This is a genomic window from Ruegeria sp. D3 (genome assembly GCF_056534465.1).
On sequence record NZ_JBQFPK010000013.1, the window covers coordinates 119960 to 133065 of the forward strand.

Annotated in this window: 11 protein-coding genes and 1 pseudogene; 2 read left to right on the forward strand and 10 right to left on the reverse strand. The window is 56.9% G+C overall.

Translation table 11 applies throughout. The features are described from left to right. Positions 1–22: 22 nt before the first annotated feature. From ACR0DX_RS18035 to ACR0DX_RS18055, 5 genes are all read right to left on the reverse strand, one after another. Positions 23–1057 carry a zinc-dependent alcohol dehydrogenase gene (locus ACR0DX_RS18035; RefSeq protein WP_170356333.1) on the reverse strand — a complete coding sequence of 345 codons (1035 nt, stop codon included), beginning with the start codon at positions 1055–1057 and terminating at the stop codon, positions 23–25. After that, complete coding sequence (locus ACR0DX_RS18040; protein ID WP_170356332.1) at positions 1054–1995, reverse strand: ABC transporter permease; 942 nt, start codon at positions 1993–1995, stop codon at positions 1054–1056. Before ACR0DX_RS18040 ends, ACR0DX_RS18035 begins: the two co-directional genes overlap by 4 nt. A gap of 10 nt (positions 1996–2005) precedes the next feature. Beyond that, positions 2006–3514 carry a sugar ABC transporter ATP-binding protein gene (locus tag ACR0DX_RS18045; protein WP_170356331.1) on the reverse strand — a complete coding sequence of 503 codons (1509 nt, stop codon included), beginning with the start codon at positions 3512–3514 and terminating at the stop codon, positions 2006–2008. A gap of 10 nt (positions 3515–3524) precedes the next feature. Next, positions 3525–4490 carry an ABC transporter permease gene (locus tag ACR0DX_RS18050; RefSeq protein ID WP_170356330.1) on the reverse strand — a complete coding sequence of 322 codons (966 nt, stop codon included), beginning with the start codon at positions 4488–4490 and terminating at the stop codon, positions 3525–3527. Between the two features lie 88 nt (positions 4491–4578). After that, a complete protein-coding gene (locus ACR0DX_RS18055; protein ID WP_170356329.1) occupies positions 4579–5685 on the reverse strand; it encodes a sugar ABC transporter substrate-binding protein in 1107 nt (368 codons plus the stop codon). A gap of 139 nt (positions 5686–5824) precedes the next feature. On the opposite strand from ACR0DX_RS18055, the gene ACR0DX_RS18060 reads away from it, so the two are divergent. Both ACR0DX_RS18060 and ACR0DX_RS18065 read left to right on the forward strand, forming a co-directional pair. After that, positions 5825–6577 (forward strand): TetR/AcrR family transcriptional regulator, encoded by a 753-nt coding sequence (locus ACR0DX_RS18060; RefSeq protein ID WP_480846945.1) that lies wholly within the window; start codon positions 5825–5827, stop codon positions 6575–6577. A 273-nt stretch (positions 6578–6850) separates the two neighbouring features. Next, complete coding sequence (locus ACR0DX_RS18065) at positions 6851–8743, forward strand: DEAD/DEAH box helicase (RefSeq protein WP_170356328.1); 1893 nt, start codon at positions 6851–6853, stop codon at positions 8741–8743. Positions 8744–8800: 57 nt separating this feature from the next. Here the strand turns inward: ACR0DX_RS18065 and ACR0DX_RS18070 are convergent, their stop codons facing one another. From ACR0DX_RS18070 to ACR0DX_RS18090, 5 genes and pseudogenes are all read right to left on the reverse strand, one after another. After that, complete coding sequence (locus ACR0DX_RS18070) at positions 8801–10081, reverse strand: TRAP transporter large permease (RefSeq protein ID WP_170356327.1); 1281 nt, start codon at positions 10079–10081, stop codon at positions 8801–8803. Then, complete coding sequence (locus ACR0DX_RS18075) at positions 10072–10614, reverse strand: TRAP transporter small permease (protein WP_170356326.1); 543 nt, start codon at positions 10612–10614, stop codon at positions 10072–10074. Before ACR0DX_RS18075 ends, ACR0DX_RS18070 begins: the two co-directional genes overlap by 10 nt. Positions 10615–10671: 57 nt before the next feature. Continuing rightward, positions 10672–11646 (reverse strand): sialic acid TRAP transporter substrate-binding protein SiaP, encoded by a 975-nt coding sequence (locus tag ACR0DX_RS18080; RefSeq protein ID WP_170356325.1) that lies wholly within the window; start codon positions 11644–11646, stop codon positions 10672–10674. 67 nt (positions 11647–11713) lie between these two features. Further along, complete coding sequence (locus ACR0DX_RS18085; RefSeq protein WP_170356324.1) at positions 11714–13003, reverse strand: L-fuconate dehydratase; 1290 nt, start codon at positions 13001–13003, stop codon at positions 11714–11716. Beyond that, positions 13000–13106, reverse strand: a pseudogene (locus ACR0DX_RS18090) (2-hydroxyhepta-2,4-diene-1,7-dioate isomerase); the annotation flags it as partial. The gene ACR0DX_RS18085 and the pseudogene ACR0DX_RS18090, both read right to left, overlap by 4 nt.

A 13106-nucleotide genomic window follows, 5' to 3' on the forward strand; every position in this document is an offset into this window, starting at 1 on the left:
TGAGCTCCTCCCTCTCTGGCGTTTACGTCATCGTTATTTGGGTTTTCAGATCAGTCGGACGATCCTGGAAACTGTCGAAGGCTTCCTGAATGCGATCCAGCGGATAAATCGCTTGGATAAAGCGTTCAGTTTTTATCCGACCGTGGGTCAACAGGGTCAGCGCGTCATGCATATCCTGCCCCATCCCAGCGACAGAACCTTTGATCGAATTCTCTTGCAGGATGGTTTGCAGGATATCGACAGGCAGGGTCTCTCCTGCACCAGTCAGTCCAAAGGCCGCGATATGACCCCCTTTTCGAGCCAGTTTGGTGGCCTGTTTATAAAGAGCAGGCAGGCCAACGCTTTCGATCACCACATCAGCACCGCGCCCATCCGTATGATCCCTGACCACCTGTTCCAGTTGGTCTGGATCGGTGACACCAACATCCGCTCCGACCTCGAGCGCCATGTTCACACGCGCCTTGGACAAATCCGCAACGATGATCGGCGCCGCCCCGATCGTGCGCAAGAGTTGTACGTGCAGGTTACCGATGGGGCCCGCGCCCAGCACCACGACCGACTGGCCGAATGTGATGTTGGCTTTACGAGCACAGCGCACAACACAGGCCAAAGGTTCGGTCAACGCCAACACTTCGGCAGCTGTGTCCTGCGGAGCTGGAATAACAAGGCGCGCGGGGACGCAGATGTATTCGGCAAAGGCGCCATCCATGGTGATACCCATCTGCTGCATCTCGGGGCAGTTCAGGATTTCATTCCGGCGGCACCAATAGCATGTGCCGCAACCGATATTCATATCGACCACAACCGGCGCACCAACCGTCAGGCCGGCTACGCCTTCGCCCAACTCGGCAATTGTGCCCGTAAATTCATGACCGGGTATCAGGGGCAGGCTGTCGGCCGCGTAGTGGCCGTTAAAGATATGCATGTCGGTCCCGCAAATCCCGACCCGTATGATGCGAACCAGAACTTCACCCCGGCCTGGGTTGGGGCGTGCGACGTCAGTGACCTCGAACCGACCGGGTTCGGTCAGCACCGCCGCTCGCATGGTCGGGGTCATTTCACAACCCTCAGCTTGGTTCGGTCGATGGTCAGTGCGATGGCCACAATCAGAATAAGGCCAAACACCATCTGCTGTTGCGTCGCGTCGACCTCAAAATAAAGCATCGAAGACCGGATCACAGCCACGATCAGAGTGCCAATCAGGGTGTTGATCACTCCGCCCACACCACCGGTCAGCGGTGTCCCACCCACCAAAACCGCGACGATCGCAGGCAGCAGGAACCCGTTTGCCAGAGTGGGAGAGCCTCCGGACAATTTCACTGCAAACAGCAAGCCCGCAATCGCCGCCAGTCCACCGGACAGAGCGAACGCCATGATCTTGATGCGATTGACATTCAGGCCCGAGGCCACGGCGGCAGGTTCCCCCGCCCCCACAGCCTTGAGCGCACGGCCAAAGGTGGTGCGTGATTGCAGGAACCATGCACCCAGAACCAACGCGGCGGCGATGAACAATTCGCTGGGGATGCCCGCCAGCGATCCGGTCATCCAACCAAAGGTCGAATCCCGAAGCGAAGCGTCCATGAACAGCGCGCGCTGCCCTGACATGTATTGTGCGGCGGAAAAGGCGATGCCGCCAACCGCAAGGGTCGAGATAAAGGACGGCACAAATAGACGCGTCGTGACAAAGCCCGAAACCCCGCCCAGAACAACACCGGCTAGAATGCAGATCAACGCGGCACCAATGCCAAAGGTTGGCAAGGCAATCGTGGCCACGACTGTGGTCATGTTGGCAACCGACTGCGCAGACAAATCTATCCCTCCGATATAGATCGCGAACGTCATGCCAAGCGCCATGATGAACAGCGGCACGATATCCGCCGCCATCGAAATCAAGTTGGAAGGGCGCAAAAAGTTGGAATCTGCAGCCCCGACAACCAGAACCAGAACCAACAGAGTGATCCAGGGCAAATGCGGTTTGATACGTTCAAAACTCATGTGTTCGCCCTCAGATCATGTGATGGACAAGGTCATACAGCGACGGTTTGTCCCCTGGGCTGCAATCGAAACGTTTCTGGGCGATACCGTCCTTCAGGACGATAATCGTGTGGCTCAGGCCAATGGCCTCTTCCAAAGTGTCAGCGACCAGAATGATACCGACGCCGTCATCCGACATCTCGCGTACCATGTCATAGACATCTTCTTTGGCGCCGATATCCAGACCGCGCGTTGGGTGATCCAGCAGGATAATATCGGACCCGGCCGAGCGCCATTTGGCCAGCACAACCTTTTGCTGGTTGCCGCCCGACAACCCGCCACAATCCTTGTAGACATCTGGTGTCTTGATCGCCAAACGATCGATCCATTGGCGAGCCAGCGTTTTTTCCTCACCAATCCGCAACACGCCCGAATTGGCATAGTTTCCCATCTGGCTGAGCGTCATGTTTTCATAAACGCTCATGCCTGCGACGATCCCTTCAACCTTGCGTTCGCGAGGGATGTAACCAACGCCGTTTGCGACCCCGACTTGCGCGTTGAATTTGCTGACGGGCACGCCCTTGATGCTTACGGCACCGGTAGATGGAGTTTCGAGCCCAAAGATCGTGCGCAAAATCGCCTCGCGTCCCGAGCCTTCGGTACCGACCAGACACAAAACCTCGCCGGGGCGCAGATCGAATGAAATGTCCGAGTACTTTCCCGTTGCAGTCACGTTCTGGAAGGCAACCAGCGGCTGTTCCTCAACCTGATAAGGTTTTTGCTTCTGCTCGCGGTAATATTCCTTGTCGACATCGCGCCCGACCATCTTGTGTTGGATCGCATCAACATTCGCATCGTCATGGGCGACGACGTCTACAACTTCGCCGTCTTTCATCACATAGATACGGTCGGACAGGTCCAGAACCTCGTCCATTCGGTGGCTGACAAAGATGAACGACGCCCGTTTTGTCAGCTCACGCACAAGCGAGAACAACAACTCGACCTCTTCCTTTGCCAAAACTGAGGTCGGTTCGTCCAGCAGGATGACCAGATCGCCGTCGATCCGTTCTTCAAGGGTCAGCACCTTGGCCAGTTCCACCAGCTGGCGCTGTGCAAAGGATAGTTTCGACGTTGTCATCGCCGGATCGATGTCCAGTTTGACCTTAGCCAGTTGCTTGCGCGCGGCCTCTGCCATGGCTTTCCAGTTGATAACGCCGTAGCTCACGAATTGCTGCTCAAACCCCAGAAAGATGTTCTCCATCACGGTCAGGTTGGTTATCAGCGATTGTTCCTGAAACACCATGCCGATACCGTGATCCATCGCCTGACGCGGGTTCTGGAACCGAACCTTAGTGCCGTCGATGGTGATGTCGCCGCCGTCGGGTTGGTATGCCCCATAGATGACCTTCATCAGGGTGGATTTGCCCGCACCGTTTTCGCCAACGAGGCCCACGATCTCGCCGCGCCCGATCTTGAAGTCCACGGATTTCAGAGCGTGGACGCCGGGGAATTTCTTGTCGACATTGATCAGTTCGTACATCTGCCCGCCCCTATTTCACGAAGGTTACGGATTTGCGGTCGGTCGACAGAACCACCGCGGCGATGACCAATATGCCCAGAACACCGTCTTGCACGTAGCCGGGCAACCCGATCACAACCATGCCGTTGTTAATGACATTCACGATCAACACACCGATCAGCGTATTCCAGACACCGCCGATCCCGCCCCACAGAGCAGTTCCACCCACCACAACCGAGGTGATCGACACGAACATGAAATTCGACCCCGTCGCTGTCTCGGCAATACCGATCCGCCCCACGGCCAACAACGCGCCGACCGCATAAAAGACACCGGCCAGTGCAAACCCCATGATCCGCACGCGGTTGACGTTTAGGCCCGAAGCATGAGCCAGTTCCTCGCCCCCGCCAACAGCATAGAAGTTACGGCCCAGTGTCGTGCGGGACTGGATGAACCAAGCGATCAGTAGAAACAGAAGTGCGACATAGCACATGATGGGAAATCCGAACCAACGCTCGGTCAGCAGCGAACGGAACAGGTCGTCCTCCACTCGGATGCGGTCGCCCCCTGTCAGCAGCAGCGCGAAACCAGTGCCGACGAAACCCATCGCCAGAGACGCCATAAACGACGGTATCTTCAGCAAGACATGCACAAGCCCGTTCACCAACCCGATTGCCCCGCCGACAAGCAAGGCCAGAGGGATGGCAAGCCACGCCCACGACGCCAACGTGCCACCCAAAGCTATGAAAGCAAAAGCAAACACCACGGCACAAACCGAAACTGTGCCCTCCATCGACAAGTCGATCGATCCCATGATGATGATGAAAGTCACGCCAATAGCAACCATCAGCGCCGGCGCCGAAGAAATTCCGATCCGCGCAAAGTTGCGCAGTGAAAAAAAGCGCGGCTCCATCGCCGTAAAGAACAGGACCAAAACCAAAAGGACGATCAGGGGCGCCCATTTGATCAGAACATCCCGTGTCAGCACATTGCTCACGTGCTTACTCCCACTGAGTGAACTGGTGGTGGTCGATCAAGTCGAACCCGAATGTACGAGCCGGCTCTGAGACCGGCTCGCAATCACATTATTTGTATTGAATTTGACCGTTCGACGTGGACCAGAAATCTTTCCAATCATAGGTCGGGACACTGTCCAGATACTCGGCCTTGAACGCTTGGGCGTCTTCTGGGCGGACCATGATGGTCGGGCCATAGAATTCGCGGTGTTCGTTTGGTTCGTCAGAGGGTTTGAAGTGACCCGTAGCCGCGTAATACGCCAATGCCGCCGTGATACCGCCACCCCAGTGCGGGTTGGTGAAGACGGTGGCCAGGATCTTGCCCTCGCCCACCAGCTCAACCGCCTGCGGGTTACCATCATAGGATACGATGGGCATATCTTCGATGCCTTCCGCGCGCAGGGCCTCGAGCACGCCGTAAGCAATGGTGTCATTGGCGCAGTGAACACCCTTGATGTCATCCCCATACCGGGTGAGGAACGCGCTCATGACCTGATTGGCTTTCTGCGTATCCCAGTCGGCGGGCTCTGCCGCCAGCAACTCGGCATTCGGGTAGTCTTTCAACGCGTTCTTCAGACCGGCCAGCCGCTCGATCGCTGGGTTATTCGAGGCGATACCGCCCAGATGAACAACGCCACCGGAACCGCCCATGGCATCCAATAGAATGCGCGCGGTTTGCTCGGCCGGGCCTTCGTCGGACCAGCTCATGTGGCTGACATAGTTGTCGCCGAAATCCCAGGGGTGCAGGTCGTCGGTCTTGTTCCACAGGGTCGAAACATAGGCCCCTGCTTCGACACAGGATTCCACAACCGGACGCGCATTCGGAGCATCGTTGGTGTCGATGGCCAACGCGAGTTCGCCATTTGTCTTGGACAACAGCGCTTTTACATCCGCCAGCGATTTCTCAGATGAGCCTTCGTTGATCAGGTGCGTCAGGAAATCCTTGGGTTTACCCAGACTTTCGACAAAAGCCTCGCCGCCGGACACGATCTCATTCCAATATGGGTTCGTGCGATTGCGATAAGACCAAGCAACAGTTGGGTCCGTGATGGCAGCACGCGCCATACCACCCAACATGCTAGAGATTGCTGCACCGCCAACACCATACGCTGATGCCAGCAACAGGTTACGACGGGTTATCGTTTCCTGCGCGATATAGTTTTTGATGAACGACATATTTTCCTCCCATTACGATCTGCACCTTGGGTCCGCGATTGATGACCCGGTTCGGACGCGCGGCATTGATCGCGGCTATGCACGCCTTTAATGCACTAACTAGTTACTTCTTTACGAAATGATGTGTCAAGCGTTAAGAATGATGGAAAACAGGGGGCAAACGCTCATTCAAAACAGATGTGGCTACACCTCTGCGGCTCATCAGAGTAATAGAAAGGTTCATCAGAAGGGTTTAGCCGTGGCCGAAATACCGAAAACAAAAAAGAAAAGAGACGCCGAGGCGACCAAGTCCAGAATCCTGATGGCCGCAAAGAGTGAGTTTGCCAAACGGGGTCTGGGTGGCGCACGCGTTGATGAAATCGCCGAACTGGCGGAAGCTAACAAACGCATGCTGTACCACTACTTTGGCAGTAAGGAAGACCTGTTTCGAACCGTATTGGAGGAAGCCTATCTGGATATCCGCAAGGCCGAGCGGGAATTGAACCTTGAAGATTTGTCCCCGACTGATGCACTGGAAACTCTGGTGCGGTTCACTTGGCAGTATTATCTTGATAATCCTGAATTTATTACACTGGTTAACAGCGAAAACCTGCATGGCGCGCGACACATAAAGTCGCTTGATAACCTGCCAGAAACTATGCGCGGTCTGGTTGGAATGGTGGACGAAATCCTGGTCAAGGGACAGGCTACAGGTGAGTTCAGAAGCGGCATCGACGCTGCTCAGTTGAATATCACGATCGCGGCGATCGGCTATTATTACCTGACAAACCGGCATACGGGCTCGTTTCTGTTCGGGCGCGATCTTATGGAAGAAAAGGCGCTGGACGAACGTTTGGCCTTCAACATTGAAACTGTTTTGAGATTGGTTCGAGCTGACTCACAGGGGAATTGAGAACCGCTTCTGACTAGTCGCTTTCGGCCTTAAATCTTTTGCAGTGCGGCTTTGAAGAAACAAGTTCTTGCCAATCACTTTGAATGGTGACCAACCTTCTATGATTGCGAAAACCCACCTGTTGCGCAAACAGGCTCCGAGGTTCGCAAGCGGTCGGGCCGCACATTTTCCGCTCTATACATCCTCAGCTTCTGTCGGTATGAGCAGCGCTTCGATTATGATCCGTGTGTTGGACGCTCTGAGGGTGACAGCATCACCCAGGAAAGCTGAACCATGAAACAAACGCTCGAAACTGCGCTGAAGCGCAAGGGATACGACACTCTGACCCCCGTCCAACAGGCCGTCACCGCGCCCGAACTACAGATGCGGGATATGTTGGTATCGGCACAGACCGGATCGGGTAAGACCATCGGATTCGGTTTGGCGATTGCCCCAACCATTCTGGGCGATGCGCAGGCGTTTGACACAGCGGATACGCCCTTGGCCTTGGTCATCGCACCGACCCGAGAACTTGCAATGCAGGTTAAGCGAGAGCTGGGGTGGCTTTACGCGGATGCCGGTGCCTACATCACGTCCTGCGTTGGCGGCATGGATATGCGGGATGAACGCCGGGCCCTGTCCCGAGGCGCGCATATCGTGGTGGCGACACCGGGGCGCTTGCGGGACCACATCATGCGCGGCTCGATAGATCTAACAAGCGTCCGCGCCGTAGTTCTGGACGAAGCTGACGAGATGCTGGACCTCGGGTTCCGCGAAGATCTGGAGTTCATTCTCGAGCAAACCCCAACCGACCGTCAGACCCTTTTGTTCTCTGCGACCGTGCCACGCGCCATCGTTAGCTTGGCAACACGATACCAACAAGACGCTCAGCGTGTCAGCACCGTCAGCGAGCGTACACAACACGCCGATATCGAATACAAAGCCATGAGCGTCGCCCCACGCGACGGCGAAAACGCCATGATTAACGTGCTGCGGTATCACGAAGCCCCTAACGCAATCGTCTTTTGCAACACGCGTGCCATGGTTAGCCGTCTGACCGCCAGATTGTCGAACCGCGGGTTCCCCGTAGTCGCGCTGTCAGGCGAGTTGACACAGAGTGAACGTTCCAATGCCCTGCAAGCCATGCGCGACGGACGCGCCCGTGTTTGCGTCGCCACAGATGTTGCCGCGCGCGGGATTGATCTGCCAAACCTGGATCTGGTGATCCATGCTGAACTGCCAAACAGTCATGAAACCCTATTGCACCGTTCTGGCCGGACCGGGCGCGCGGGGCGCAAAGGCGTCAGCGCACTAATCGTTCCCCCGGCTTCATTTAAAAAGGCTCAGCGGCTGCTCAAATTCGCCAAGCTGACGGCTGAATGGGGCGCCGCACCCTCCGCCGAAGAGGTGAGCGCACAAGACGTGCAGAGAATGTTCAACTCAGACGACTGGCAATTAGACATCTCCGCCTCTGAACGTAACTCCGTGGATGAATTGCTGTCGAAGTTCTCACCAGAACAACTTGCCGCGGCTTATGTCCGTCAATACGCGCGACAACATTCTGCGCCCGAGGAACTAAACGAAGTCAAAGAAGCTGGACCCAAACCAAGCGCTCCGTTCGGCCCGAGCGTCTGGTTTGCATTATCCGAGGGACGCAACGAAAACGCGTCTCCAAGATACCTGCTGCCGATGATATGCAAAGCGGGCAACATTACCAAATTGGACGTCGGAGCGATCCGCATCGCTGAGACCGAGACTTATATCGAAATCCGCGAAAGCAGCGTTGCGGGATTTCTGGAGGCCATCGGTCACGAGATGACGATTGAGGGTACAAAGGCAATCGTTCAGCTGGACGCCGCCCCCGATTTCCACGCAACGGGCAAACCCGGCCTAAAGCGAGGCGAAAAGAGCAAGAAAGGATTTACCAAAACCGGCAAAAAGCCCCCGCGCAGTGTCGAGCCTAAACCAGCCAAGGCGTGGAAGAAGCCCGAGCGAAAGTCCTCTGACACGCCGAAAACCGACGCTAAACCCAAGCGCGACTCTGGCAAGGCTGGCGATCAGGCGGCCAAACCTCCGCGTCGCCCAAAAGGCCCGCCGCCACCAAAGGGCAAACCGAGCAGCAAGAAAAATCGAGCGCGCGTTGCAGCGGCAAAAGGCGGCAATGCGATGCCAAGGCGGTCCAAGTAAAGTTCGAGCCGGCAATCAACGGCCGGCTCAAAACTTGACTAAACGCCTGAACGCTCCTTACGAGCCGTACAAAAGGTTCGGTAACCACAGAACCAGCGAAGGTACGAAGGTCAGCAACAGCAAGACCGCCAACAACGGCACCAGAAACGGTAACGTGGCGCGGACGCATTGTTCGAATGGCACCTTCGAGACGCGCGACAGCACGAACAACACCATGCCCACCGGCGGGGTCAGCAGACCCAGCATCAGGTTCAAGATTACGATGATGCCCAGATGCACCGGATCAATCCCGAACTGTGCCGCCACCGGCATCAGCACCGGCACGAGGATGGAAATCGCCGCGATGGTCTCCATGAAAAGGCCCACGACCAGCACAACCGCCATGATCAACAGCAGCACAACGGCCTTGCTGTCGGTAAATGACAGCACAAATTCTGCGAAATGCGCGGCGACCTGATTGGCGGTCAGGATCCATGCGAACACCGAGGCCGCGCCGACGATCATCATGATCGCAGCCGTCGTCTCGATGGTTTCCAGCGAGATCACCGCCAGCTTGCGCGGAGTCAGGGTGCGATAGACGATGGTGCCCAGAAACAGCGCATAGGCGGCAGCCCCGATAGCGGCCTCTGTCGGAGTGAACGCCCCCGAGACGATGCCGCCCACGATGATGACCGGTGTCATCAGCGGCAGGAACGCGGCCCGAAACCGGGTGACGATGACCGAGGGGCTAAAGCTGACATCACGTGGATAGTTGCGTGTGCGTGACATCCACCAGATCATCGCCGACAGCGCCGCTGCCATCAACAACCCCGGAACGATCCCGGCCACAAACAGCTTGCCAATCGACACCGACGCCATGACGCCAAAGATCACCAGCGGCAAGGACGGCGGGATGATCGGCCCGATGGTCGACGAAGCGGCAGTGACCCCGACGCTAAAATCATCATCATAGCCGGCCTCACGCATGGCCTTGATCTCGATCGCACCCAGTCCGCCAGCGTCGGCCACGGCAGCGCCGGACATGCCCGCAAATATGATGCTGGCACCCACATTCACGTGGCCCAGCCCGCCATGCATCCAGCCGACGATGGCGCGCGCAAATCCGAAGATCCGCGCGGTGATCCCGGCCGAGTTCATCAATGCGCCCGCGAGGATAAAGAAAGGAATGGCAAGCAGCGGGAAGCTGTCCATGCCATTGACCATGTTATGCATCAACAGAACCGGTGGCAGGCCAGAATACAAAATGTAAGCAAACGAGGACAGCGCGAGCGAGAAAGCGATCGGCACCCGCAGCAGCATCAGGCCAAACAGCGAAACGAACAGAATAGTCAGACCCATTTGTCTTCACCTTTTGCAATCTGCTTCAAACGCGAGAAAATCTGCCAGGCGACGACGCACAGGTTTGCCCCGGCTAAGGCCATGACGCATGCGTGCAGGTAGTATTTCGGGAAAGGCAATGAGACCATTTGCTGGAACGATGTCCTCTGGATCAGCTCCCACGCGGACCACATGATCACGGCAAACAAAACGAAGGTTGCCGCCAGCGCAAAGATATGGACCCAACGCAGGCGGAACCCATAGTATTTGTCGACAAATTCCAAAACGATGTGGCTGCCGACAACCTGACACCGGATCGCCCCGGCAAAGCCCAGAAGGATCAGCAGATATCGCGCGGCCTCTTCCGTCCACGCGACTGAATCGTTCAGCACATAGCGCGTGAAAAACTGCAAAAAGACCACGCCAAACAGCAAACCGAACAGGGCCAGTAGACCGTAGTCTCCGATTGTGATGCGGAAATTCTGGAAATGAGCGTCGTCTTCGGCGGCCAGCGCGTCAAAGTCGATCTCGGGCGGGGTTTCGGTCTGGGTCATTCGGGGCCACCTTGTGCGGTCAGAATGCGCCCGGCGCGAGGCCGGGCACAGTCTTGATTAGTCCTGGATTGCCTGAAGACGTTCGAACGTCTCAGCATCCCAAGGCACGTCATTGCCCGTCAACAGCGGCGCGACGGCGGCCATGAAAGGTGCGCGATCCACCTCGTTCACGGTTACACCCTGTTCACGGAACCAATCAGCCAGTTCAGCCTCGGACTGAACAATTTCATCCGATGTGTTCGAGGCCGCTTCGGCCAATGCGTCAAGCAGCGCCTGCCCGTCATTGCCCATCTTGCCCAGCGTCACAGGTGACACCACAACCGCAAGCGAGTTGGTGATATGTCCGGTCAGGTTGATGTTCGACTGCACCTCGTAGAACTTTTTGAACTGAATGGTGGGCAGCGGGTTTTCCTGTGCGTCTACAACACCTTGCTGCAGGGCCAGATAGACTTCGGCAAAGGCCATGGGTGTCGGGTTTGCGCCGGTGGCCGTGGGGAACATCTGATAGGCAGGCGCGTTCGGAGTACGGATTTTCAGCCCGTCCATATCTGCGGGCGCCAGGATCGGCTTGTTGGAGGTCACGTGACGCGCGCCGTAATAGGTCATCGCGGCAACGGTATTGCCCGAAATGTTTTTGTATTCTGCCGCCATTTCATTGAACAGATCCGAGTTCACATAAGCTTTCCAGTGATCATAGGACCGCATGGTGAACGGATAGTCCGAGATGCTGATCGGGCCATAGGACTGACCCAGAAACGCCACGCCGGTATAGATCGCGTCAACCGTACCCAGCGACAGCGCCTCGTTCAGCGCGGCCTCTTTGCCCAGTTGCGAAGCCGGGAAGACCTCCATCTTGTAGCGTCCGTCGGTCTTTTCTTCCAACAGCTCGGCCGCACGTACAGCTGCTGCGTGATAAGGCGTCGAAGCTTCATAGACGTGGCCAAACCGCAGGGTCTCTTGTGCCAGACCAGCCGTTGCGCTAAGCGCAAAAATACAGGCGGCCCCAAAGGCCGTTTTTCCAAAGTTAAACATTTAGTGTAGTTCCTCCAGGTTGATTTAAGATGCCCGCCGGTTTCTTCAGCCCGGTCAGGCTGTTGTTTCATTCCGCCGCCAGTTCCTCTGAAAGGCGGAAGTCTTCGATGGTTTCGGGTTTTATTTCGATCGAGAACCCTGGCTTTTCCGGCGCCATATAGGCCCCGTTCCTCACCACACAGGGATCGACGAAATGCTCGTGCAGGTGATCAACATATTCGATCCGCTTGCTGTCTTTCTCACCCGAGATCGCGATGTAATCGATCATGGACATATGCTGGACGTATTCACACAGACCCACACCCCCGGCATGGGGCCAGACGGGCAAGTTGTATTTCGCGGCCATCAGCATGACGGCCAGAACCTCGTTCAGCCCGCCCATCCGGCAGCTGTCGATCTGAACGATGTCGATCGCGCCTTCTTTGATGAACTGCTTAAACATGATCCGGTTCTGGCACATCTCACCTGTCGCCACCTTGACTGGCGCGACCCCTTCGCGGATCGTCTTGTGGCCAAACACGTCATCGGGGCTGGTGGGTTCTTCGATGAAGTACGGGCGCGCAAAGGATAGGGCCTTGACCCATTCGATGGCCTGACCCACCTCCCACACCTGATTGGCGTCGATCATGATGTTCATGTCTTCGCCCAGAACCTCGCGGGCGATGGTCAAACGACGGATGTCATCGTCAATGTCGCGGCCCACCTTGAATTTGGTGTGAGTAAAACCTGCGTCCTTGGCCTCCTGACACAGGCGGCGCAGCTTGTCGTCGGGATAGCCCAGCCAACCGGCCGAAGTCGTGTAGCAGGGATAGCCTTCAGCTTTCAGCTTGGCGATGCGGTCGGCCTTGCCCGGCGCGGCGGCGCGCAGCATGGCCAGCGCCTCGTCCTGGGTGATCGCATCGGTCAGATAGCGAAAGTCGATCAGGCGCACGATATCTTCGGGGGACATGTCACCCACCAATTGCCAGACGGGTTTCCCCGCCTCTTTCGCCCACAAATCCCATGCCGCATTCACCACTGCGCCAGTCGCCAGATGGATCGCACCCTTGTCCGGCCCGATCCAGCGCAGCTGACTGTCCCCGGTGATATGACGCCAGAAGCGGCCCATATCTTCGGTGATCCAATCCAATTCCAAACCCTTGACCAACGCGCCAAGCGCTTTGATCGCGGCGACGCAGATCTCATTGCCGCGCCCAATGGTGAACGTGAGGCCGTGGCCCTCATGCGCACCATCCGTTTCCAGCACCACATACGCGGCGGAATAGTCGGGATCGGGGTTCATCGCATCCGATCCGTCCAGACTGTCCGAGGTCGGAAAGCGCAGGTCTTCGGTTCGGATGCCGGTGATGCGGGTCATGCGCTGGCCTGTACATCCTGCCGCTGCACGCCCAGTCCCTCGATCCCCAGCTCCATCTTGTCGCCGGGTTTCAGATAGGTTTGCGGGTCTTGCCCCATGCCCA